The sequence below is a fragment of the Streptomyces griseoruber genome (assembly GCF_001514205.1).
In the GTDB taxonomy this organism is placed as follows: domain Bacteria; phylum Actinomycetota; class Actinomycetes; order Streptomycetales; family Streptomycetaceae; genus Streptomyces; species Streptomyces griseoruber.
In genome coordinates this window covers 2261-7158 of the sequence record NZ_KQ948809.1, presented here as the reverse complement: position 1 = coordinate 7158, position 4898 = coordinate 2261, and the positions used below count along the sequence as shown (strand labels likewise).

The following is a 4898-nucleotide window of genomic DNA, read 5'->3' as shown; positions in this document are numbered from 1 at the left end:
GCTCCACATCGGCTACTTCGACCGGCGCGTCGACGCGGTCGTCGCCGAGGAGCCCCTGTTCGACCCGTCCATGTCCCGCCTGCGCGGCTAGTGCCGCGGCAGGCGACGTTCGCCCCGTCGCGACGCCCGGCACGCACTCTCGCCGCACCGGCCGAAAGCCCAAGTACGTCCAGTACGAGGACTTCCGGCCGGCACGCCGAGAGGACGCACCGGACGCCGCTCCTTGACGGGCAAACGTTGCCTGCCGCGGCACTAGCGAGCAGCGTCCACTCCGAGGGAAGGAACACCGCCGGTGACCGCACAACTGCTGGACGGCAAGACCACCGCCGCCGAGATTCGCCGCGAACTCGCGGAGCGTGTGGCCAAGTTGACGGCGGCGGGCGGTCGCCCGCCCGGTCTGGGCACCGTCCTCGTCGGCGACGATCCCGGCAGCCGTGCCTACGTCGCCGGCAAGCACCGGGACTGCGCGCAGGTCGGCATCGCCTCCCTCCGCCGCGATCTGCCCGCCGACGCCACCCAGCAGCAGGTCGAGGACGTCATCGACGAACTCAACGCCGACCCGGCCTGCACCGGATACATCGTCCAGCTCCCGCTCCCGGGCCACCTGGACGCGAACGCCGTGCTGGAACGCATGGACCCGGCCAAGGACGCCGACGGACTGCACCCGGTGAACCTCGGCCGGCTCGCCCTCGGGGTCGACGCACCGCTGCCGTGTACCCCGCGCGGCATCGTCGAACTCCTCCGCCGTCACGACGTGCCCCTCGCCGGAGCGAGGGTGTGCGTGATCGGCCGGGGCATCACGGTAGGACGTCCCATCGGGCTGCTGCTCACCCGCAGGTCCGAGAACGCCACCGTGACCCTGTGCCACACCGGGACCAAGGGCCTGGCCTGGCACGTCCGGGAGGCGGACATCGTCATCGCGGCCGCCGGTTCACCCGGCCTGGTCACCAAGGACATGCTGCGCCCCGGCGCGGCCGTCCTGGACGTCGGCATCACCCGTACCGACCAGGGCCTGGTCGGTGACATCCACCCGGACGCCGCCACCGTCGCCGGCCGGCTCGCGCCCATGCCCGGCGGGGTGGGCCCCATGACGCGGGCCATGCTGCTCGCCAACGTCGTCGAGGCCGCCGAGAAGAACGCCGCCGCGGTATGAACGCGCACGTCCCCCACTAAGGCTGGACCCCTGTGACCGTCACGGCCCACTCCGCCACCCCTCTCCGCCCGGGTACGCCCGAGCTCCACCCGCACGGGCTTCCGCGGCCCGGCCGGACACTGGTCATGGGCGTCGTGAACGTCACGCCCGACTCGTTCTCGGACGGCGGGCTGTCCTTCGCCCCGGAGGCGGCCGTCGCGCACGGACTCGCGCTGGTCGAGCAGGGTGCGGACATCGTGGACGTGGGCGGTGAGTCCACCCGGCCCGGCGCCGTGCGTCCGCCGGTGGAGGAGGAGCTGCGCCGTGTGCTGCCCGTGGTCCGGGAACTGGCCGCGGCGGGCGCGGTCGTCAGCGTCGACACCATGCGGGCCGAGGTCGCCGCCCGTGCGCTGGACGCGGGCGCCCGGCTGATCAACGATGTCTCCGGGGGGCTCGCCGATCCCGCGATGCTGCCGTTGATGGCGCGGGCCGGTGCGCCGTACGTGGTGATGCACTGGCGCGGACACGCCGCGGGCATGCAGGCGAAGGCCCGCTACGGCGATGTCGTGACCGATGTGCTCGACGAGCTGCGGACGAGGATCGACGCCGCGCTGGCGGCGGGGGTCGCGCCCGGGTCTCTGATCGTCGACCCCGGGCTGGGCTTCGCGAAGGAGTCCGGGCACAACTGGGAGCTGCTCGGCCGGCTCGGGGAGGTGCGCGCGCTGGGCTGTCCCCTGCTCGTGGGGGCGTCGCGCAAGTCGTTCCTGGGCGCTCTGCTGGCGGACCCGGTGACGGGGCGGCCCCGCCCGGCGGCGCAGCGGGATGCCGCGACCACCGCGGTGTCCGTGCTGGCCGCGGCGCAGGGCGTGTGGTGTCTGCGCGTGCACGATGTCGCCTCGACGCTGGACGCGGTGCGGGTGACCGCCCGCTGGGGCGCCGAGGCCGTCGGATGAACTGAGTGGTGCGGTGCGCCGTGGGGCGTGGGTGCCGCGCGCGGGCCGGTCTCAGCCCAGGTGGCCCATCCGGCGGCTGATCTCCGCCGCGCCCTCGACCAGCAGCGGGGCGAGTTCATGGATGCGTGCCTCGGTGAAGCGGTAGGCCGGGCCGGAGGCGCTGAGCGCGGCGATGACCTCGCCGTCCCGGGAGCGGATCGGGGCCGCCATGGCGTGCAGCCCGATCTCGAGTTCCTCCAGTGTCGTCGCGTACCCGCGTTCGAGCGCCTCGGTGAGGTTCTTCTCCAGCGTGGACCTGGCCGTCAGGGTGTGCGGCGTCAGCTTGCGCAGCCCCGAAGCGGTGAGCACGTCGCCACGTGTCCGCGTGGGCAGATGGGCGAGCAGGATCTTGCCGCTCGACGTGGCGTGCAGCGGGGTGAGCTGCCCCACCCAGTTGTGCGTGCCGACGGCGCCGGGGCCGCGTACCTGATGGAGGTTGACGGCGTAGTGCTCCTGGAGGACCGCGATGTGGACGGTCTCGCCGATCTGGTCGCTGAGCCGCTCGCACACCACCCGGCCCTGCTGGGTGATGTCGAGCCGGCCCGTCACGGCTCCGGCCAGCCGCACGAGCCCGAAACCGAGCCGGTACTTGCCGCGCTCGGCCGTCTGCTCGACCAGACCGCGTGCCTCCAGCGCTCCGAGCAGGCGGAACGCGGTCGACTTGTGGACGTCGATCTCGGCGGCGACCTCGCTGACACCGGCCTCGCCGCGCTGGGCGAGGATCTCCAGGACGCTGACGGCACGGTCGACGGACTGCACGCCGTTCACCGCGCCTGTCGTTGCGCCCTCTGCCGCGTAGTTGCTCATAGCGCAACTATACGCAAGGGTCGATCTGGGGCGAGAGGCCACAGCGACTGGACAAGGGGCCGGTCGGACACTTGACGCCGACCGGTTCCCCGCACCCTAGGGCCGGTCGGTCGTCAGCGGAAGACCACGGTGCACTTCCCGTTCACCAGTACACGGCTCTCGCTGTGCCACTCCACGGCGCGGGCGAGCACCCGGGCCTCGACGTCCCGGCCGATGGTGACCAGCTCCTCGGGGTCGCGGGAGTGGTCCACCCGGACGACGTCCTGCTCGATGATCGGGCCTTCGTCGAGGTCGGACGTGACGTAGTGCGCCGTGGCCCCGACGAGCTTCACACCCCGCTGGTACGCCTGGACGTACGGCCGGGCCCCCTTGAAGCTGGGCAGGAAGGAGTGGTGGATGTTGATGGCCCGGCCGTCGAGCTGCTTGCACAGGTCGTCGGAGAGGATCTGCATGTAACGGGCCAGCACCACCAGGTCGACGTCCAGCTCGCTCACGAGCTCCAGCAGCCGCGCCTCGGCCTCGGCCTTGGTCTCCCTGGTCACCGGGATGTGGTGGAAGGGGATGCCGTAACTCTGTGCCAGCGGCTCGAAGTCGCGGTGGTTGGAGACGATCGCCGGGATCTCGATGTGCAGCGAGCCGGTGGACCTGCGGAAGAGCAGGTCGTTCAGGCAGTGGCCGAACTTCGAGACCATGATCAGGGTTCGCGTGGGGGTCGAGGCGTCGTGCAGTTGCCAGCTGATCCCGTACGCCTGGCCGACCGGGCCGAAACCGGTCCGCAGGTCCTCCAGTGAGACCCCGGGGTCCGAGACGTCGAAGTGCACCCGCATGAAGAAGCGGCCCGACATCCGGTCGTCGAACTGCCGGCTCTCCAGGATGTTGCCGGAACGGTTCAGCAGGAAGGTGGTCACGGCGTGGACCAGGCCGGCCTGGTCGGGGCAGGACAGGGTGAGGACGAACTCGCGGCCGGGCTGCGGTCGAGGAGACATGGCCATCCTCCGTGATCGGGTGCGCATTCCATCTGGTGCGTATCGCGCAACACTATGGGTGATACGCAACATGCTCCAATGCCGGCGACCCGGTGGTCAAGGGGTCGGGAACGGTGGAGAGGGGTCGACGGGGTCTTGCCGGCGGGTGTGGCGTGCGGCGGTGATCGCGTGCTCCCCGTCGGCGTACGGGCCTCTTGACAGGGGGCGCCCGCGAGGAGACAGTCATGGCAGGCGTTGCTTATGGCGAATGAGGTTGCAAAATACGCAACAGTCTCCGGATTCTCGCCGGCCCCCGCCGAACGCTCCGGGCGAGCGATCGACCGTGGCACACGAGGTACGCGCCGTCGTCGCGGTGGAGACCGTCCATGGGAACGGCATGCCGACCACCCCTCGCCCCGTTCGACCCCCGCCGCGGGCGTCCGACTTCTCCGAAGGTGACACGATGACCAGCACGAACCTGCCGGCCAGCCTGATCCCCACGCTGGCCGGCGAGTACTACACCGACCCCGGGATCTTCGCCCGGGAGCAGGAGCGGGTCTTCGAGGCCATGTGGTTCTGTGTGGCCCGCGCCTGCGAGTTGGACAAGCCCGGCGCGTTCCGTACGTACCAGGTCGGCCGGGAGAGCGTGCTCGTCTCCCGGGCCCGGGACAACTCGGTCAGGGCGTTCCTCAACATCTGCCGGCACCGTGGCGCCAAGCTCTGCACCGAGGAGTCCGGCGAGGTCAAGCGCGCCTTCCAGTGCCCGTACCACGCCTGGACGTACGGCCTGGACGGCAAGCTCGTCGCCGCCCCGAACCTGACCTCGATGCCGGACATCGACCGGACCGCGTACGGCCTGATCAACGTCCATGTCCGCGAGTGGCTCGGCTATGTGTGGGTGTGCCTGGCGGAGAACCCGCCGTCCTTCGAGGAGGACGTGCTGGGCGCGGTCGTGGAGCGGCTCGGCGACGTCGCCTCCATCGAGCGCTACGACGTCGACAG

General features: G+C 71.2%; 5 protein-coding genes. 3 read left to right on the top strand and 2 right to left on the bottom strand.

All coding sequences use genetic code 11. The features are described 5' to 3' along the window. The first annotated feature begins 292 nt into the window (after positions 1-292). Together AQJ64_RS44605 and folP are read left to right on the top strand one after the other, a co-directional pair. Complete coding sequence (locus AQJ64_RS44605; protein WP_059203565.1) at positions 293-1153, top strand: bifunctional methylenetetrahydrofolate dehydrogenase/methenyltetrahydrofolate cyclohydrolase; 861 nt, start codon at positions 293-295, stop codon at positions 1151-1153. Positions 1154-1278: 125 nt separating this feature from the next. Next, positions 1279-2085: a dihydropteroate synthase gene (gene folP, locus AQJ64_RS44600; RefSeq protein WP_059203566.1), complete on the top strand. Its 807-nt coding sequence runs from the start codon at positions 1279-1281 to the stop codon at positions 2083-2085. A 51-nt stretch (positions 2086-2136) separates the two neighbouring features. Here folP and AQJ64_RS44595 read toward each other — a convergent pair whose 3' ends face one another. Together AQJ64_RS44595 and purU are read right to left on the bottom strand one after the other, a co-directional pair. After that, positions 2137-2931, bottom strand: coding sequence for an IclR family transcriptional regulator (locus tag AQJ64_RS44595; protein ID WP_059203564.1), 795 nt, complete (start codon positions 2929-2931; stop codon positions 2137-2139). A 113-nt stretch (positions 2932-3044) separates the two neighbouring features. Then, positions 3045-3917, bottom strand: coding sequence for a formyltetrahydrofolate deformylase (gene purU / locus AQJ64_RS44590; RefSeq protein WP_059203563.1), 873 nt, complete (start codon positions 3915-3917; stop codon positions 3045-3047). Between the two features lie 442 nt (positions 3918-4359). Here purU and AQJ64_RS44585 point away from each other — a divergent pair. Then, positions 4360-4898: aromatic ring-hydroxylating oxygenase subunit alpha (locus AQJ64_RS44585; protein ID WP_159060365.1), on the top strand; the 539-nt coding region annotated here is incomplete at its 3' end.